Here is a 19330-nt window from a genome sequence, read left to right as displayed (position 1 = left end):
AAATTTGTAATTCTAACTTCGGAATTCCTACTTCGAGATGTTCATTATTTTATGGGGTCGACTTGGTTTTGACAGCGAGTCTAATTGAGTTGTAAGCACGTAGAGCGCTGGGATATAGCTCTTAAATCTCATATTTCACACTTTTTTAAACGGCGAGAATAACTACGCCTTGGCTGCGTAACCGAATCACAGTAGGTTATACTTAGTCCCTGCAAGGCAGGGAGCCAAGATGTCTCGTGGAAGCCTTGATTTACGGCGTCCACACCAGAGGCACCGATAAAGTAAATATAGTGACCGTAGGGCCTTGATGCGGTTGCGAAACTCGAGTGAGGATACGTGTAAAGTTGGTGGTTTTCGGCCGGCTTTGCATCGACAATCAAGTGAAAACTAAACGTGTAGAAAGCATCTGAATTGCTTGTTTGGACGAGGGTTCGAACCCCTCCGACTCCACAATTAAACGCAGCTGGACTGCGAATGAAATCTAGAAAATCCTGCCGAATTTATTCGAGCAGGATTTTTTTTGTTTTAAGACGCCCAGCCCGCAGGGATGGTTAAGCTTAGCTGACATTTGCAGTATGGGATTCTTTAGGGGAAGACGCAGTCAACCCCTCCGACTCCATTACAAAACCCCGTAAACCTTGTGTTTACGGGGTTTTTTTATTAATTGAATTAACAGGCTAATTGGAAAATAAGCTCTCTAAACCAGTCCTTAAAATTTCTCAGAAAATAAAATTACTAGCCGCTTTTACATCCAATAGTGACTACTCTTCTGGTCACTTCAATTCATTTAAAACCCATCAAAAACCACTGATATTCAATTTTTTACGATATTACAATAAATATTCCCTGGATTTGATAGAATGATTATGAAGGAATATGAATTTTTCATTGATTTAAAATTCCTTACTTATGAAATACTGGTCATTCTTCCTCCTCTTTATTTTCGTCGGTTGCAAAACATCTCAGTTTAAAGAGGATATTTTCCTGGAGGGTAAAAGCTTTGAAAATTTTCGGGGCTATGAACCGGTGGATCCGGTAGAATTCGAAGATGAAATCAAGATTAAGAATATAAACGGCAGTTTGGATTCTAAAGCTATAAAGCTTTTAAGCCGGGAAGAAACTCTGGGGTTCTTAAATAATGAAACTGTCCTGGTTTCTATAGGTGAATTTAAGCAGGAGGGATCGCTGGAATACCTACCCATTGCATTTTCAAAAAAGAATACCAGCTATAAGATCACCATGGATTATATGAAATATGCCACTTTGGCGAAATTTTCAGACCAAAAATTTATTGGATCCCGGCGAGTTGGAGTTGGGCTACGTTTAATTTCGCTGATCAATACTGCTGAAGCCGGGATCAACATAAGTGACCTCTATTCTATTGGTCTTGCTGCGAAACAGGGAAAATTGAGCGGCACACTCATAATTGAAGTCATTGGTATCAAATCAAAGGAAGTCACCTCTTTGATCCCTTTACCTTCTGAAATCAACCAAACTACGATTCAAAATGCCATGCAGGCACTTGCGACGATAAAATCAAAGATTTATGATGAGGAAACCAGTTTATATCCGCAGGTTATGGCGATCAAAGAATATCAAGGAAAAGAAGTTATAAAAGATTCAGATGATCTAAGCCCTTCTTCTCCCGAGCAGGACATCGCAGATCGTAGTATACAATTGCAGTTTGGGAGTATCGATTTTGGATCTGAAGAGAAAGAAAAGGAAGCAAGCAGGCTTTTACAGGATGCACTGCTCGCAGCCTTAAATAAAGATGTTGATAGAAGTATATCTGCTTTAGAGGAGTACGGTGAGAAATTCCGTAAGTATAACCTCAATTCGATGCTGAGATATTTAAAAGATAACCGTACTGCATTAAAAAATCCTGATGCCGCGGAGTGGAAGGAGATTTATAAAATTATCCTGAAAGACCACAAAGATAAATTACCCGAAGATATCGTAGCCAGGCTGGAAGCGTCTATCTAAATTAGAAATTTTATTATTAATTATTTTTTATAAGCTAAATCATGAAAAAAAGTATTTTACTGTCCGCCTTTTGTCTTTTCACTTTGATCCTGGTTGCTTGTAAAAATGAAAATACCGAGCAAGAACAGGCAACTAATAAATTGGAGATAGAAAAAAACGAAAATACAATTACTCCGCAATTCACGCTTACCAAAGATCAAACTCATAATAAATTTAGCAGTGCTATAGAACCCATTCTAAAGGTTAAATCGGGTGCTATAATTGAAGTCTTTACAGAGGATGCTTTTGATGAGCAATTAAATCCAAATTCTACAGTAGAAGATCTAAAGAATTTAAATTTTGAACCTATCCATCCTTTAACCGGACCCGTTTATGTTGAAGATGCCGCTCCCGGAGATATATTAAAAGTTACTTTGCACAAAATTGAACTTGGTGAATGGGGTTTTAATGCTATTTATCCCGGTTTTAGTTTTGTCGCAGATTCCATAAAAGGAGAATATTTAAGAATTTATGAACTGGGTAAAGACAGGACTCATGTAAGTTTCAATGATAATATCAGAATCCCATTAAAACCGTTCTTAGGTGTTATGGGGGTTGCCCCACCAACAGATGAGATGCTATCTACCATTCCTCCACGAGCAAATGGAGGAAATATGGACGATCCAAATCTTACAGAAGGCGTTACCGTTTATTTTCCCGTATTTGTTGAAGGCGCATTATTTTCAGTTGGGGATGGGCATGCAGCTCAGGGTCTTGGTGAGGTATGTGGGACAGCCATTGAAGCTCCATTAAGAGTTATTTATCAATTAGAGGTTATAAAAAACAAAACCATGAAAGAACCTCAATATGAAACCGAAGATTACTATGCGACTACAGGTTTTGCAACCACGATAGATGACGCTGCTAAGAAAGCAACCTTATACATGATAGATTATTTAATGCAGGAGCATAATTTGAGTGAAAATGAGGCTTATGCTTTATGCTCTCTGGCCGGAGATCTAAAAATTGCAGAAACCGTAGATGTACCTCATATGCTCGTAGTAATGCATATGCCCAAAGAAGTTCTCGGAATAAATTAAATCTATTGAAGCTTGTTCTATAGATTTGAATACAATTTCCTAATTGTCTGGGATGTCAACATCTTTCTTTCCCAATTTCTCCCCGTTCCGGGTATTCCTTTGCAGTCAAAAAAGTGACTTCAACAGCTATTTTTAGGGTAATAGGCCGTATTTTTAAGTATTAATTAATGATTCGTAATGAATGATTAATTCCTGAAATACATAGATTATGGATAAGCAAGTTCCTGTTTCCGAAATAATGACGAAAAACCTCATCAAGCTTCATCTGCAGGATGAACTATCCCAGGCCGAAGCACTCTTTAAAAAACACCGTATAAGACATTTACCGGTAGTGGAAGGAGAGCATATAGTAGGTATGCTAAGTTATAATGATCTGCTTAGAATTTCTTTCGCAGATGCCGTTGAAGATGATGAAGAAGAGATTGAGACTACCGTTTATGATATGTTTTCTATAGAACATGTAATGACAAAAAAAGTAGTGAGCGTTTCGCCTGAAACCAGTATCAGGGAAGTCGCTACTATATTTACTCAAAATGAATTTCATGCTTTACCTATAGTGTCGCATGATAACCTGATAGGTATCGTAACCACTACAGACGTAATTAGATATTTTTTGACCCAGTACTAGCCTCCACTGGATTTTTTAATTTATTCAGAATACCGTTCTAGCGGAAGCTCATTATTGAGCGAAAGTGAGCTCATTTTATGATTATTTACTCCTTAGCGCTGACCTTATAGCGATCTATCTATTATAATATACTGCAAATACTTATTCCCTATGGGAAGATTTGTGACTGGAGGGATTTTTATTTTTTTACTTAATTCCTATTTATTTTATATCTTTTAAATACTGAAATTCAGTGAACTAAAAATTTTTATTGTAAGCTTATTGAAATAAAATTGAAGAGAGAAACAGGAAGAATAACCTCTTACCTAGAAAGTTGATTGTCAATAAAGCTATTTACGGAAAGCGGGTTAAATAAAAGATGGGTTAAAAGCAATTCAATACCCGATGGGCTGAAAAAAAGAATTTAGACAATTCCGAACAAGGTCAGTTTGGGCCTGACTATAGGATATAAATCAATAAATGGCGACATCATGTTACTTCCTCATTCAACTAGCAGTTTTAATTTCTTCCATAGAAAGCATTTCATTTTCTCGTTATTTCTAATTCTGGTATTTGGAATTCAGGGCTGCACCGCTCAAAAAAACAAGAAATCTGTTGGTCCGGGCGGAGGGGAAATTGAAATCTCACAACAGGAGTTGAGCTCAACCATGAACGATTTCTTCTATAGGTTCGAGCGGAGCATAACCGAGTCGGCCGACAGTATCATGAAAGCTTCACCAGATCCAGCCGTGGATAAGGAAGCCCTGATCTGGAAAATGAATTCCATCCCCGTTGCCAATACCGCGATCTACAATTCAGATCCGTTTCTCGGATACATTGATATGGCCGTTTTTACCTACCAGATGAAACTCTACTTTGAAAAAGGCGCGGGTAGAGATCTATTCGGGCAGCAACAGGATATTGCCATAGGGACTGTGGATTCGCTCTGGGAAGATCTGCTGGATATTGGCCGGAGTTTGGTACCTGATAATGATATTTCCGAAGGAACCAGGATCGTAACTAATTTCGCCGAACAACATCCTCTTACCAGCTCATATTTCGTGCGGCAGTCAACGATCCCACTGATGACCAAAATCCAGAATGCGGAGAAAGTTACTTTTAAAAGACTGGCTGAAGACATGTCCCAAAGCCTTGATCAAATGCGTGCTCAACTAGGTTCATATATGGAAGTCCTACCAAAACAAGTTCGCTGGGAGTCTGAATTCCTTATCGATAACGCATTGACAAATGCTGAATTAAACAATCGCTTTGACTCTATTTCTAACTTATTAAAAAGAACGGTATTAGTACTGGAATCGAGCTCAGATTTGATCGATAACCAACGAGTGGCGGCCTTTAAGGACATAAGTGGTGAGCGAATAGCAATAATCCAGGCTCTTCGTCAGGAACGGGAAATCATTCTGGAGGAGTTCAAAAAAGAAAGGGCAATCATTTTGGCTGAACTATCTGAACAAATAAACACTCAGCGGGAAGCCAGTTTTAAGGATCTCAATGCTTTAACGAATCAAAGTATTGACGCTACCTTCAACAGGACAGAGGATATCATCGATAAACTTTTCTGGAGGACCTTGATCCTGATCTCAATATTATTTGTTTTAATATTTATTGGATTGCTCCTCTATAAAAGGATTTGATACTGACTTCCGTGTTTCAAATAATCTTAATCCTTTTTCCCGCTTGCGGTTTCGGGAACTTTCTTTCTAATCTGGAATTATTACGAGTTAATACCAAAATTAAACTAAAGGCAACTCCAGTCCTGGAATAAAAAAAGCCTGATCTTTTTTAAAAAAGATCAGGCTAAATAATTTCAAAAATTCAGTTAAAGTAAAAGTTAGTTATCTATTTATCTTTAAACTCACCTACTGGCTGTAGAAGAACTTCACTTTCAGAAATATTAATACCCTGGCTGCCATCAACATTCATGGCATCAAGCTCACTTATATCAACTCCAGGAGTTCCTTTTGCCAATTCATACTGCTCACCTACAGTCGCAGCTCCGTAACCAAGATCTTTCATAGAACCTGCAGTGATACGGCTCAGAGGATTTTCACCTAGATTAAGAAATCCGGTCATTAATTCATTACGCAGTACAGATTCTCTCCAATGTCCTCCTGCAGTTCCAGGACCTCCAATATTTTCAACTGGAAGTTCAAACTCACCGCCTTCGGCATTCCAGAATACATTAGCCATTTCTCCAGCGAAATAAGGGTTACTTGCTGGCCCCTGACGCAACCTTTTAGTGCCAGAATTCCATAAGGTACCCACACCTAAAACATGCCCCATTTCATGGACAATAACATCTTCGAATAAACCTAAACCATCTAAAAACTGAAGATCGGCAGTATCAAATTGCATAACCCCACTTATGGTCAAACGGTTACTGGTGCGCACAAATCTAGGTCCGGCAGATCCAAGGATTTTTCCAGGTCCATCTATAGGAATAAGAACTACCTCGATCACCACGTCATCAACTGGTCCATCAGCATTTAAAGCAGGAAATCCAAAGAAGGCAGAAGGAAGAGGTCCCACAAGCGCCTCTTCAGGAATAGAAGATTCATCTTTAATAATAATACGCTCCCATCTGGCTGCGGCAGATTCAAAAATCTCCTTTTGCCTATCGCTTACAGGAACCAAAAATTTCAGAGAAATATTAAAACGTCCCTGGTCTGGGCCTGCTTTCTCGGTTGCACGCTTGGAAATTGAACTAATATCTCCTTTAGATTCCAGGTATTGATATTTACCTTCAAAATCGTTCAGGACAAAAGTGTCTTTTGCCAAAACGCTGGATTCCTGAATTTCAGTCCCTTCAGGATCCGTAGAACAGGAAGCTAACATAAGTGCACCTATTCCTAAAACACTTAGTTTTTTTAATCCTTTCAGGTTGATTAAAGACAGCGAACGATCACTATCTTTTTCCTCATTTTTAAAATAATTTGTCAATGTTTTCATGCAATTTAAATTTGATTAATAAGAGTTTAACTCTTTAGTTTAAAAATCCATTTTTAAGGGATTTCGAAAGTAACCGAAAGAAAATTGGCTTACAATTAACAACTAACGCATTTAATAAAAATATTAACGCTAACCGTAGTTTAACTTCTGTTTAGTGTTAAAGAAATAAGGAGTTCTCTAAAAAAGAAGTCTAAGGGAAAATAAATTGAAGGAAATGGCATTGTATTGATGAAAATCCGCAAATTTTTAAGCAAAGAACAACAAAGAATACACTGAAAGATCTCGCCTATTTTATATCATTAAAATTCGCTCTAAATAATTCCTGGATAGGTTGATATACTTTTTCTAAGAATTAAATCCCACGCATGAAATATTGAATTTTACCAATAGGTTAATGGTAAAATTCCAATCAAAAAAACTCCAATGTAATCTTAAGATTAAAGGATATTGATGGAAATAAATATTGGAAGTTTGGAGTCTGAAGATATAGTCTAAACCTGAAACTTCTCTGTTAACTCATCCACTATAGATTCGATCTTCCTGTTCCTTTCCCTTTTTTTCAGGACGATGGCCGGAGCCTGGCGTACTTCACAATTTTGGATGGCACAGCGTTCACAGGTCACCCCGACATCTTTACGAATAATATTTTCATCTTCAAGAAATTTCACCTTACGTTCCAGCTGTTTATTCAAAAGGAGCCCGATACTTATACTACGGTATTGATTCTCCCGGAAAGGATCTTGGGTCGCCGATGAAAATATCAGGTACTGGTTTTCATGACTGGGATAATTGGAGATCTGAACGCCAAATTCATGGGAGTTACCAGATTTGGATATGTCTTCAAGGACTTTCAAAGACATCCAGCGTCTGCAGTAATGCTCATTTGTTTCATTCGCCCTGGGGGAGTGATGGTGAGTCAAATGCAATTCCTTATTCAGATAATATTTACCGCTATTTGCCCGGTGCGTAATTCTTAAAAAGAACAGGTTCTTTATATTGAAAGCTTTTGGAAGGATGTTGGTTAATCGTTGATAGAAGGTCTCCGGGGAAGCATTGAATCCGTTAAGCATTTTCGTGAACAACTCAGCATCGAAGGTTTCCTTTTCAAATAGTTCCTCCAGTTTTAAGGTCAGTTCTTCTTTCGGAATTACCAGTGCTCCCGCAAAATAGGAAGCATAAAAATTATTCAACACCTGGTCGAATCTTTCAAATTTAATCCAGGGAAAAGAATGCAGCCTATCTGAGATCTCCAGGAAATTATAGGCGATCTCCTTGGCGTAAATAAAAGTGCGCTGGGCTTCATCAATTCCATCTGCCAGCAATAAAGTATTGGTCTTCGGAATAAAAACAGACCTTAGACTCTCCAGGTCTTCGTATTTAGCCAGTTCATTTTCATTGATCTTATAGCCATATTCCTCGATCAGAATCTCCTCCAGTTCTTTTGAGGTAGGTGATTTGGTAAGGTCTACCTGGTAAGCTTTGGCAAACTTGAGCACCTGCTGCTCCAGGTCATCAAAATAATTATTGTTCGCTTCCTGGAAGGATCGCACCGAAGCCAGGAAAAAACTTTCCCTGCTGAAGTTATAATGCTTGGCGATTTCTATGATCGTACTAATAAAAGCATTCACCTTCGCCGGGGCATTAGAGACTATGTCTATCAGGTTACTTTCCTTGATCCCGAAAAGGTCCAGCGGAATTTCCTTTAAGATTTTCGACTGCAGCAACTCCCCTATCGGAGCAAGATTTTTGTCCAGCTTTAAGGACACCATTTGATCATATGGCACCTCTAATTTGTCTGAAAGCAAGGCAATTTTATCCGGTTTGGGATATTTTTTTCCATTCTCTATTTCATTCAAATACGACTTTGACAAGCCTGAAAGTTTGGATAATCCGAACAGGGATAAATTCTTCTCGGTCCTTATCTGCTTTAGCTTCAAGCCAAATATCAGTTTGATATAATCTTCTTCCATATCTCAAATATAGACAATTCTGCGAAACACCTCAAAATGCGAATTTATTCATTTAGCGAACGTTCGCTTGTTTTATTAAATTCTTTGTTTTAATATTGTCCTATAAAACATTAAAATCATGGAAACCACATCATTAAAAATTGCCGATCTAAACTTTTCAAAAGAAGTAACCAATTACTACCCTGAGATCTTAACCGATGAAGCTCTCGATTTTATCGTCACGCTTCATGAGAAATTTAATGCTCAGCGTTTATCGCTTCTGGAAAAAAGAAAGGAACAGCAGAAGTATTTTGATAAAGGTAATTTGCCGGAGTTTCCATCTGAAACCAAAGCCATTCGTGAAGGAGACTGGAAAGCCGGAGAGATCCCGGAAGATCTTCAGGACAGGCGGGTTGAAATTACCGGACCTGTTGACAGAAAGATGATCATTAACGCTTTGAATTCGGGAGCAAGAACCTTTATGGCCGATCTTGAAGACAGCACCGCTCCTACCTGGAAAAACGTAATGGAAGGTCAGCGTAACCTGATCGATGCCAACAAAAAGACTATTTCCCTGACCGATGCCAAACGTGGAAAATCATATCAGCTAAACGAAGAAACCGCGGTTCTTTTGGTTCGCCCCAGGGGCCTGCATTTAAATGAAAAACACCTGCTGGTTGAAGATAAAGAAATGTCTGGAAGCCTGGTAGATTTTGGATTGTATGTTTTCCATAATACTAAGACCATGCTGGAAAATGACACTGCTCCATACTTCTACCTTCCAAAACTGGAACACTACCTGGAAGCGCGCTGGTGGAACGAAGTATTCAATTTTGCCCAGGATTATCTGGAGGTTCCAAAAGGAACTTTTAAAGCTACCGTTTTGGTAGAAACAATCACCGCAAGTTTTCAATTAGACGAGATCATTTATGAACTCAAAGACCATATTGTAGGTTTGAATTGCGGTCGCTGGGATTATATTTTCTCCTATATCAAAAAATTCAGGAACCATAAAGATTTTGTGGTGCCTAACCGTGACCAGGTGACTATGACCTCTCCGTTTATGGATGCTTATTCCAAACTGGTGATACAGCGTTGCCATAAACGTGGTATCCTGGCAATTGGAGGAATGGCTGCACAAATTCCGATCAAAAATAACGATCGCGCGAATGCCGCCGCTATCGAAAAGGTTCGAAAAGATAAAGAGCGTGAAGTAAAGAATGGCCATGACGGTACCTGGGTAGCACATCCTGCGCTCGTGGAAGTTGCCATGACCGAATTCAATAAGCATATGCCGCAAGCTAATCAGTTAGATTTAACCCGAGATGATGTTCAGATAACTGAAAAAGACCTGGTTGAAATTCCAAAGGGAAGCGTTTCCGAAGCCGGTATCAGGAAAAATATTAATGTCGGAATCCTTTATATGGAAGCCTGGCTGCGCGGATTCGGAGCGGTGGCGCTATACAATTTAATGGAAGATGCTGCCACAGCCGAGATCTCCAGAACCCAGTTATGGCAATGGTTGAAAAATGAAGTGGTGCTAGAAGACGGAAGAAAATTCAACATGGAGCTGTATATCGATATTTTCGATGATGAAGTTGAAAAGATACTTACCGAATACGGGGAGTCAAATATTAAAAAGAACACCAGGTTTGAATTAGCCTTCAAACTCTTCGACAAACTGGCCATTTCAGAAAGGTTCGAAGAATTCTTAACGCTTCCGGCGTATAAACACCTATAAAAAAATGTCTCGCAACTACTGCCATAGATTGCGAGACCTAATTATCAAAATTTCAGAAAAATTCAATAATCAAACGCAAAATTATGAAAAATTTATCGCAAACTAAGTATCAATCTGCCCTGGAAAAGGTTCAAAACCTGAAACAGAAATACGGGGAAAGCTGGAATTCCATTAACCCGGAAAATGCCGCCAGAATGATCACCCAGAATCGTTTTAGAACCGGTTTGGATATTGCGAAATACACTGCCGCTATCATGAGAAAGGATATGGCCGAATACGACCAGGATCATTCTCAATACACTCAATCGCTTGGTAGCTGGCATGGCTTTGTGGCGCAACAGAACATGATCGCCATAAAGAAACATCACAAAACAACGAATAAGAAGTATTTATACCTGTCTGGCTGGATGGTTGCCGCTTTACGTTCAGAATTCGGACCGCTGCCAGACCAATCCATGCACGAAAAAACGGCGGTTTCGGCCCTTATCAAGGAGATCTATGATTTCCTGCGCCAGGCCGATGCCGTGGAACTGAACGATCTTTTTAAAAGGCTGGAAAACGGTGAAGACGTGCAGGATGAGATCGATAATTTCGAAACTCATATAGTACCTATAATTGCCGATATCGATGCCGGTTTCGGAAATGAGGAAGCCACCTACCTTCTTGCCAAGCAAATGATCGAAGCCGGAGCCTGTGCCATCCAGATAGAGAATCAGGTTTCAGATGCCAAGCAATGCGGGCACCAGGACGGGAAAGTTACCGTTCCTCACGAAGATTTTATAGCCAAGCTGAATGCGGTAAGATATGCTTTCCTGGAATTGGGAGTTGAAGACGGCGTTATCGTAGCGAGGACAGATTCTGAAGGTGCCGGTTTAACTCAGAAGTTACCGGTAAGTCAGCAGGAAGGTGACCTGGCTTCAAAGTACCTGGCCTTTGTAGAGGCTGAAAGTATAGCTATTGAAGATGCCCGGGAAGACGATGTGCTTTTAAAAAGAGACGGTAAACTGGTGCGCCCGGTTCGACTGCCTAACGGACTCTATAAATTCAAAGATGGTTCTAATATAGACCGCGTGGTTTTAGACTGTATCACCAGTTTGCAAAACGGAGCAGACCTGTTGTGGATAGAAACCCCCACGCCAAATGTCAGGCAGATCGCCCATATGGTGAACCGAGTAAAAGAAGTGGTGCCAAACGCCAAACTGGTTTATAATAACTCCCCTTCTTTTAACTGGACGCTGAACTTCCGCAACCAGGCTTACGAAGAAATGCTTGCCGAAGGTGAGAATATGACGGCTTATGACCGAAATAACCTGATGGATGCTGAATATGACGGATCTGAACTTTGCCACCGTGCCGATGAAAAGATCAAGACATTTCAGAAAGATGCGGCCAGGGAAGCCGGAGTTTTTCACCATCTCATCACGCTGCCTACTTATCACACTACCGCATTGCATATGAATGATCTTACCAAAGGTTATTTTTCTGAAGACGGAATGCTGGCCTATGTGGAAGGTGTACAAAGACAGGAAATACGCAAAGGAGTTTCCTGCGTGAAACACCAGCGTATGGCAGGTTCAGACCTGGGAGATGATCATAAGACCTTCTTCGCAGGTGAAAAAGCGCTTAAAGCCGGTGGAGAGAAAAACACCAGCAACCAGTTTGCTGAAAAGAAAAAAACCGCCAAACGCGAACTGGTGATGGATAAATAAATCTTATGAAAAGCACAAGGCGTGAAATTGACCGCCTTGTGCTTTTCTGCTTTCGATTGTTAACCAAAAAACTCAATCTTATGAAAGTTAACCTGAAATTGAGACCCTGAAATAAATTCAGGGTGACGAATGATTTGAAGTAGAAAACAGAATAACTAAAATTATGAAAGGCAGAAAATTATTAATGATCCCCGGCCCCATAGAATTCGAACCGGAAGTACTGCACGCCATGGGCAGAGCTACCAGCAGTCATGTGGCGCCAGACTTTATAGAAAGCTTCGGAACATGTATCGAGCTGATGAGAGAAGTCTGGAGATCGCCAAAGGGACAGCCATTCATCGTAGCCGGAACCGGAACTTTAGCCATGGATATGGCAGCCGCCAACCTGATTGAAAAAGATGATCGGGTTCTGGTCATCTCGACAGGATATTTTGGTAAACGCTATAAAGATATCATAGATAGATATGGTGCGAAAACCACCATTTTAGAAGCGAATGTCGGTGAAGTTGTAGATCTGGATGCCATTGAAATTGAATTGAAAAACAACGCATACAAGGCCTTAACCCTGACTCATGTAGACACCTCAACCGGTGTTCGGGTAGACCCTGAACCCATTGCGAAACTGGCTCAAAAATATAATTGCCTCAGTATTTTAGACGGTGTATGCTCGGTTGCCGGAGAAGAAATAAAACAGGATGATTGGGGAATCGATGTGGTATTAACCGGGTCTCAAAAAGCTATAGGAGTTCCTCCCGGCCTGGCCTTACTGGTAGCTTCTGAAAAGGCCATACAAGTCTGGGAAAATAGAAAGACATCCGTAGGCAGTTATTATTCCGACTGGAATAACTGGCTTCCAATTATAAAGGCATACGAGGAAAGAAGACCTTCTTACTTTGGCACACCGCCTGTAAATTTGATTGTTGCCCTGGAAACAAGCCTGAAAATTATTCAAAAAGAAGGCATGGAGACCAGGGTGAAAAGACATCGCGAATTGGCGAGAGCTTTCAGGGCCGGGTTGGCTGCGCTGAAATTCGATTTTCTACCAAAATCAAATGAAATTTCGGCGAATACACTTACGGCTGCTTATTATCCTGAAGGAGTCGATGGTTCTGCTTTACTCGCAAAGTTATCTAAAGACGGGATTATCCTTGCCGGAGGTTTACTTCCGGAATTGAAGACATCCTATTTTAGAATTGGCCATATGGGATCGGTCTCTTCGAACGATCTCATTGCAGTGCTCAGTTCCTTAGAACGCGCGTTAATAGAACTTGGCCATCCCGTCAAAGCCGGGGAAGGGTTACAGGCTTTTCAGCATGAGCTTCTGACAAAAAATCTGGCTATAGTTTAGCTAGTAATTCAGCTATAATGTCCACTTCAAATATGAAGCGGATAAAACTAAAAAAATCCTGCTGGACGTATCCTGCAGGATTTTTTTTGTTGCAACGCGCATGTCTTTATGCTTGAAAATATGATTTAACAGTTTCGCGAATACTTATTAAATCATGCTTATATTTCTAACTTTTCAACACAATAAAGATAATATTTTTGTTTAATTTATTTTGTAATTAATTAAACAATTATAAAATATTTAACACTGGGTTTTAAGGTTGATTTTTAAGTCACTATTAAATTTCCTTCACAAAATCTGCAAACACTTTCTTGTGCAATTCTAGGTCGAGGTTTGGAGAAACCGAAACCCGGGCTATATAATCCTTATCATCTTCCTTCGTGGTTCCTTGTGTAGAAGTTGCAGGTATCGTCCAGTAACAGCCTTTTAGCTGCCCATAGCTCACACAGTACTTACTTTCATTAGGAATTTCACCAATCATCATATTGATGAGTTTATTGTTCAGTGCTCTTTTGTAGGTCTCCCTTTCTGCGTCCGTTTCTCCTTTTGTTGGGAGGTCTAAAGAAAATACCGAAGGCGTAAATCCTTCTTCCGCCAGATCTTCGGATACGAAATTGATCCTCGCTTCAGGCAAGGTTTCTTCAATAAAGCTTACGAATTCACGAGTATTCTTATAGGCATCTTTGATCCTCTGATTCATCGATGGTAATTGTTTCGCCAGTATTTCTACTTGCAAACCTGTAGCTTCATTATCACATAAACTCAAATGCTTATCTATTTTATCCATTAGCTCATCAGCCTTTGTATTAGCTACACAATACCCAGCAGTACATCTACCTCCACTCGGAAATTTGGACCCGCTTACGTAGGAGATCGTTTTTACTTCGGAAAGAATTCCATCCTTTCCGCAGAATTGCACGTTAGGACAGAATGTTTGATCTAAAATAAAAACTGGCTCTACCGCCTTTTCCCCATTCGCATTAATTCTCTCCTTAGTTAGAACCTGCCTTAATTTCTCAAGATCGGGAACTTCAACCCTTGGATTCGTAGGTATCTCTGCAATGATATAAGGTACTGCACCGGCTTTTGCTACCTGGTCTAAAACCAGGTCTGTACTTTGAACCATATCATTATCACCATCAACCGGGAGGTCCACGATTTCAACATTATCAAGACATGCTGCTACTCTCCTCGCCTGGTCGTTAGTTCCTCCATAACAGTTTGGAGGCACAATGATATTGATGGTTTTTCCCAGGTGCTTTTCGATCGCATCATCAATAAGTCCCATCATAATGGCATATTGCACCGAAAGTCCGCAGGAACCAAGAAGAACCTTGGATTTGGTCGCAGTAATGCTATGAACCGAGTCCACAACCTTGGCCTTATCTGCTTGATAATTGGTTGCTTTTACAGATCCAGATTTCCCTAACAATTGCAGTAATGCCGTATGGCAATCTGCCGGGGTCATCGCGATGCTCTCTCTTCTTCTTACGTGCTGGATTTCGGCAATATATTTCTCGTTTTCAGAACCATTCACCACAATTACACTTCCCAGCTCAGCCTGCAGGCTCACATAGAAATCGATCTTTGCATCAAGAGGCAGCTGTTTCAGATCATCCTGATTTGAAATAAAAACAGTACTCCCGTCAAATCCCGGGATATCTTCAATATTGTTTACCTGTTTGGTTTCAAAAGAATATCCGTAAACCTGCTTAAGAGATTCGAAATCAAAAAATTCCGGTAGCTCGCCTTTATAGCAGATCAGGGTATTTTTATGATCAAAAAGATTCTTTCTCAGGATAGCCAAAACCGGCATCATCCTGGAAGAAAAACTTATAACATTATCTGCCTTAAGAACATTCAGTTTTGCTATACCCCATTCCAGCACTGTAGACAAGGGATGACCGAGACGGATATAATCGAAAGCTGTGGGCAGTTCACTCAAAGCTGCTTTTTCAGCATTATTGCTATGATATAATTCTTCAAATTTCTCCAGAAATTCGGTTTTTGCCAGGGATTCATTATAAATATCTAAGCGGTGGGTCGTTAGCTTAACCCAGTCTATCGGCATATTTTCAAGTACATCTTCTAAATACATACTTACATTTTGCTCTTTCATATTCTTCAATTAAAGATCGGCCGGGAATATAATTCAATTAGGAGATTTTAAAAAGGCCTGAAGCCTGTTTTATTTACCTAATTTAAAACTGGAATTCGGTACCAGAGTTTTGCTAAATATGCTCAATTCCAAGAGATGGACTATCTTGTTTTCGTCTCGATAGAAGTTGGATAGAGTTGTTATATAATTTCCTAATTTAGGAGCTATCCCAATTTCTATTAAAAAGGATATTTAGAGCGTTTTGAAAAAGTCGGTCTTTCATCAATAAATAATCAATGGAAATTATAATCATTTCGATTGCGGCTTTCCTGGTTGCCATTCTTACCTTCTTTTCGGGTTTTGGACTAGGCACCATACTCACACCTCTTTTTATGCTATTCTTTCCAGTTGAATTAGCTATTGCCCTAACAGGTGTGGTACATTTTTTCAACAATATTTATAAGGTAAGCCTGGTAGGCAGGAATGCAGACAAAGATGTCTTGATAAGATTTGGTATTCCCGCAGTGATCGCCGCTATTATGGGCTCCTGGATCCTGGTCAACATTCCATCCACTGAACCATTATTTTCTTATAATGCCTTTGGATCACACTTTGAAGTATATCCCACAAAATTCCTCATATCAATTCTACTCATCATTTTCGCAAGTTTTGATCTTATACCATACCTGAGCAATTTAAAATTTGGGAAAAGCAAATTACCCATAGGTGGAGCATTGAGCGGTTTCTTTGGCGGACTATCAGGAAATCAAGGTGCGTTAAGAAGTGCCTTCCTCATTAAAGCAGGACTTTCCAAAGAAGCTTTTATTGGGACCGCCGTAGTGGTTTCAACCTTTGTAGATTTTACGAGGTTAAGCGTATATGCCACACGATTTATAAAGTCTGAACTTACAGACAATTTAGGCTTGCTATTTTGTGCCACCCTTTCGGGCATCGCCGGATCTTATTTTGGAAACAGGCTTCTGAAAAAAGTAACCTTAAGATTCATCCAGGTAGTTGTAGCAATTTTATTAATTATTGTTTCCCTTGCTTTGGGTGCAGGACTTATTTAATTATTCACTACGAAATAAATTGCTAATCAGTTACTTATAATTAAAGGAGAGATATATTTCTAAGTAATTTCTGTATATTTAAATTTAAATCCAGAAGTTTATTACCACCAGTTTTTCAGAAGTATGCTTAGATTAATTTCCACAATTTTACTGGTCTGCTTTTTTTCCAAGGTTAGTTTCTCACAGTCTGAAACTTTAAGTGAAAAAGGTCTGAATGATCAACCAATAGATTCAGTCCTTTCCTGGATGAACGCAAATTCTACTTCCGAAGAAAACTTACAAGAATTTCACGCCATAGGCATTGAAACTTTGAAGCGTGGTTTAAAGACAGAGAATGATACTTTAATTGCCCAAATTCATGAATCATTAGCCAGCTGGCATGCCTACAATGGCCTTTTCTCTCCAGACTCTGTAGTTTATCATGCTGAAAAAGCTTTAGAATACCATATAAAAAGTGACGATACCAAAAAGATCGCAGATACTTACCGGTCACTTGCTATAGATTATCTAAATACCGGGCAGTTGGACAAGGCCCAGGAAGTTTTATTCAAGTCTATTGAATTGTATGAAGATCTGAATGACAACGCAGGCCTGGGAAGCGCTTACCGCACGCTTGGTGTAAAATACCGGGTGATGGAGGATTATGAGAAATCTATATACTATACCAATCAGGCGATTCCATTATTAGAGAAATCTGAAAATTACAGCAGTTTGGCGATCGCACAGTTCAATTTAATCATAGGCTACGGGGAACTGGGAGAATATGAAAAGGCATATAAAGCTACCGAGGACTGTCTTGAAATTGTTCGAACAAAAGCACCGGATCAAATTTTTGTACCGGTTAGAGCATACTCCTATCGTGGAGAGGTCTATATGAAAGCCAAAGATTACGATAACGCTTTGAAAGATTATTTGGCCGCATGGAATTTATGCAAAAAACATATTGGAGAAGAACGTTGTACCACCTACAGGACAGAAATTGGTAAGATCTATCTGGTTCAGAAAAACTATGAGCAGGCTTTAGATCATCTTTTAGCCGGTGTAAATGCTTATGAAGACAAGGACCAAAATGGAATAATTCAACCCTATTTAGATCTGGCTGAAGTGTATACCAATCTAGGGGATTTTGAGAATGCCCTATTCTATAAAGATAAAGCCTATACCAACTCGAAGAATCTACTTGAGGGCAAGATCGAAAATATCAAATCTGAGATGGCCATCAAATATGAAACAGAAAAGAAGGATGAGGCCCTGGCATCACAGGCAGCTTTGATAGATCAAAAAAGCAAGACCCAAACCTTGTTCATTGTTATCGCTTCTCTTTTATTAGTGTTTTTACTTTCGTTGCTTTACTTCTTCTATGAGAGTAAAAAAGCTACTAGAATAATCAGGGCTAAAAATGCCGAAAATGAATTATTACTGAAAGAAATCCACCATCGTGTGAAGAACAACCTGGAAATGGTTAAAAGTCTGATTGCATTGCAATCGGCCCAGATCGAAGATCCTGCTACTAAAGATGCCATGATTGCCAGTCAGAACCGGGTGCAATCCATGGGAATAATTCATCAAAAACTATATCAGGGTACCAATCTGGGTAGCATAGAAATGAAAGACTATTTCCTTAACCTTAGCGAAGGTATTCTGGACACTTTTAATGCGGAAGACCGGGTAAAAATAGAATGCGCCATGGATAACCTGGATCTGGATGTAGACACTGCGGTGCCTATAGGTCTTATTGTTAATGAGCTACTTACCAATGCCTTAAAATATGCCTTCCCGAAACAGCAACAAGGTGTCATCAATATTAGCCTGGAAAAGGATACAGATCAGAACTTAAAATTACTGGTTAGAGATAATGGCGTTGGAAAAACAGTAGGCCTGGCGCCAAAAGGCACTGGATTTGGCTCTCAGCTTGTGCAATTACTAACCCAGCAACTCAATGGAAAAATGATAGAGCGAAATGATGAAGGGACTCACATTGAATTTGACTTTTTAATAAGAAAAAGCGCTTAATGATTGAAAAAACTAAAATACTTATTGTAGAAGATGAGATGATCATTGCTGCCAATATTTCATTACAATTAAATGAATTAGGCTATGAAGTGACCGGAATAATTCCCCGTGGAGAAGAGGCCCTGATGCATATAAAATCTGAAACTCCAGATATTTTGCTGCTAGATATTAACCTTAAAGGAGAGTTAGATGGTATAGAAACCGCGCTGGCGATGCAAAAAACTCACGACATCCCTATAATCTACTTAACTGCCAACGCAGATGACGCTCACTTTAACCGGGCCAAAGAAACCCATCCTTATGGCTTCATTGCCAAACCCTTCAAAAAATTAGATCTGCAAAGGGCGATAGAATTAACCATTTCCCAGGTAAGTCTTAAAGAGGAAAGTAAGGAAGATTCAGTTTCTGAAAATACCGGAGCAACTGTTCTTAGGGATTGCATTTTTGTCCGGCATTTAAATTCCATGGTTAAAGTAAATATTACAGACATACTTTACATTGAAGCCGAACGGAATTACTGCCGTATTTTCACCCATAAAAAGGAATATTTGCTAGTCATGACCTTAAAGGAAATGGATAACAAACTTCCAGCAAAACACTTTTTGAGGATCCACAGATCCTTTATTATCAATATTTCACAAATTACAGAAATTGCCACAAGCCATATTGTGATCGGTAAAAAAGCGATCCCCATCAGTAAATCTGTAAAAAAAGAATTACTAAAACGATTACAGACCATTTAAGCCTCCTGCTAAGTAATCTT

13 protein-coding genes and 1 other RNA gene are annotated in these 19330 nt (G+C 39.5%); 11 read left to right on the top strand and 3 right to left on the bottom strand.

All coding sequences use genetic code 11. The features are described from left to right. The first annotated feature begins 53 nt into the window (after positions 1 to 53). The 5 genes from ssrA to C8P64_RS12830 all read left to right on the top strand — a co-directional run bounded on the left by ssrA (position 54) and on the right by C8P64_RS12830 (position 5324). Positions 54 to 453: a transfer-messenger RNA gene (gene ssrA, locus C8P64_RS12850) on the top strand. Positions 454 to 909: 456 nt separating this feature from the next. Continuing rightward, on the top strand, positions 910 to 1983 hold the full coding sequence (locus C8P64_RS12845; protein ID WP_108172487.1) for a hypothetical protein: 1074 nt from the start codon (positions 910 to 912) through the stop codon (positions 1981 to 1983). Positions 1984 to 2024: 41 nt separating this feature from the next. Beyond that, positions 2025 to 3062 (top strand): acetamidase/formamidase family protein, encoded by a 1038-nt coding sequence (locus C8P64_RS12840; RefSeq protein WP_108172486.1) that lies wholly within the window; start codon positions 2025 to 2027, stop codon positions 3060 to 3062. 208 nt (positions 3063 to 3270) lie between these two features. Further along, a complete protein-coding gene (locus C8P64_RS12835) occupies positions 3271 to 3690 on the top strand; it encodes a CBS domain-containing protein (RefSeq protein WP_108172485.1) in 420 nt (139 codons plus the stop codon). 470 nt (positions 3691 to 4160) lie between these two features. Next, on the top strand, positions 4161 to 5324 hold the full coding sequence (locus C8P64_RS12830) for a hypothetical protein (protein WP_146167223.1): 1164 nt from the start codon (positions 4161 to 4163) through the stop codon (positions 5322 to 5324). A gap of 205 nt (positions 5325 to 5529) precedes the next feature. Here C8P64_RS12830 and C8P64_RS12825 read toward each other — a convergent pair whose 3' ends face one another. Further along, the gene (locus tag C8P64_RS12825; RefSeq protein WP_108172483.1) at positions 5530 to 6639 is read right to left on the bottom strand and encodes a leishmanolysin-related zinc metalloendopeptidase; all 1110 of its coding nucleotides are present in this window, start codon (positions 6637 to 6639) and stop codon (positions 5530 to 5532) included. 491 nt (positions 6640 to 7130) lie between these two features. Further along, positions 7131 to 8609 (bottom strand): helix-turn-helix domain-containing protein, encoded by a 1479-nt coding sequence (locus C8P64_RS12820; RefSeq protein ID WP_108172482.1) that lies wholly within the window; start codon positions 8607 to 8609, stop codon positions 7131 to 7133. A gap of 118 nt (positions 8610 to 8727) precedes the next feature. Between C8P64_RS12820 and aceB the strand changes: the two genes are divergently transcribed. The 3 genes from aceB (at position 8728) to C8P64_RS12805 (ending at position 13386) form a co-directional block, all read left to right on the top strand. Further along, on the top strand, positions 8728 to 10329 hold the full coding sequence (aceB, locus tag C8P64_RS12815; protein WP_108172481.1) for a malate synthase A: 1602 nt from the start codon (positions 8728 to 8730) through the stop codon (positions 10327 to 10329). Between the two features lie 83 nt (positions 10330 to 10412). Next, positions 10413 to 12038, top strand: a complete 1626-nt coding sequence (locus C8P64_RS12810; protein ID WP_108172480.1) for an isocitrate lyase — start codon at positions 10413 to 10415, stop codon at positions 12036 to 12038. A 163-nt stretch (positions 12039 to 12201) separates the two neighbouring features. Further along, positions 12202 to 13386: a pyridoxal-phosphate-dependent aminotransferase family protein gene (locus C8P64_RS12805; protein ID WP_108172479.1), complete on the top strand. Its 1185-nt coding sequence runs from the start codon at positions 12202 to 12204 to the stop codon at positions 13384 to 13386. Positions 13387 to 13663: 277 nt separating this feature from the next. Here the strand turns inward: C8P64_RS12805 and C8P64_RS12800 are convergent, their stop codons facing one another. Further along, positions 13664 to 15505, bottom strand: coding sequence for a PLP-dependent aminotransferase family protein (locus tag C8P64_RS12800; protein WP_108172478.1), 1842 nt, complete (start codon positions 15503 to 15505; stop codon positions 13664 to 13666). A gap of 275 nt (positions 15506 to 15780) precedes the next feature. Between C8P64_RS12800 and C8P64_RS12795 the strand changes: the two genes are divergently transcribed. The 3 genes from C8P64_RS12795 to C8P64_RS12785 all read left to right on the top strand — a co-directional run bounded on the left by C8P64_RS12795 (position 15781) and on the right by C8P64_RS12785 (position 19310). Further along, entirely contained in the window at positions 15781 to 16554 is a 774-nt protein-coding gene (locus C8P64_RS12795; RefSeq protein WP_108172477.1) for a sulfite exporter TauE/SafE family protein, read from the top strand. Between the two features lie 123 nt (positions 16555 to 16677). Then, positions 16678 to 18567 carry a histidine kinase dimerization/phosphoacceptor domain -containing protein gene (locus C8P64_RS12790; RefSeq protein ID WP_108172476.1) on the top strand — a complete coding sequence of 630 codons (1890 nt, stop codon included), beginning with the start codon at positions 16678 to 16680 and terminating at the stop codon, positions 18565 to 18567. Next, positions 18567 to 19310 (top strand): LytR/AlgR family response regulator transcription factor, encoded by a 744-nt coding sequence (locus C8P64_RS12785; RefSeq protein WP_108172475.1) that lies wholly within the window; start codon positions 18567 to 18569, stop codon positions 19308 to 19310. The genes C8P64_RS12790 and C8P64_RS12785 overlap by 1 nt, the downstream gene beginning before the upstream one ends. Positions 19311 to 19330 lie beyond the last annotated feature (20 nt).

Origin of the sequence: Christiangramia gaetbulicola (assembly GCF_003054225.1) — a bacterium.
GTDB lineage: Bacteria > Bacteroidota > Bacteroidia > Flavobacteriales > Flavobacteriaceae > Christiangramia > Christiangramia gaetbulicola.
Note: the sequence above shows the minus strand (reverse complement) of the source record. Positions and strands in the feature narration are given on the sequence as shown.